This is a genomic window from Vogesella mureinivorans (assembly GCF_007644035.1).
Classification (GTDB): domain Bacteria; phylum Pseudomonadota; class Gammaproteobacteria; order Burkholderiales; family Chromobacteriaceae; genus Vogesella; species Vogesella mureinivorans.
In genome coordinates, this window is sequence record NZ_VMTV02000729.1 from 1 (window position 1) to 378 (window position 378).

Genomic DNA, 378 nt, shown 5'->3' on the forward strand with positions numbered 1-378 from the left:
GCCTTCGTCGGCCTGGTGCTGGCCCTGCAGGGCTATCGCACGCTCAGCACCTTCGGCGCCGGCAGCTCGCTGGGCACCCTGCTGGGCCTGACGCTGTACCGCGAGCTGGGGCCGGTGCTGGCGGCGATCCTGTTCTGCGGCCGTGCCGGTTCGGCGATGGCCGCCGAGCTGGGACTGATGCGTGCCACCGATCAGATCACCGCGCTGTCGATGATGGCCATCGACCCGGTGCGCAAGGTGGTCGCGCCGCGGTTTCTTGCGGGCGTGATCAGCCTGCCGGTGCTGACCATGGTGTTCTGCGCCTTCGCCATCCTCGGCGGCTACGTGCAGGGCGTGCTGGTGCTGGGCCTGGACAGCGGCTTCTACTGGAGCTCGCTG

1 protein-coding gene is annotated in these 378 nt (G+C 69.8%); it reads left to right on the top strand.

The features are described from left to right. Positions 1-378 (top strand): ABC transporter permease (locus FLQ44_RS17945; protein WP_147695474.1); only part of this gene is annotated, 378 nt, incomplete at both ends.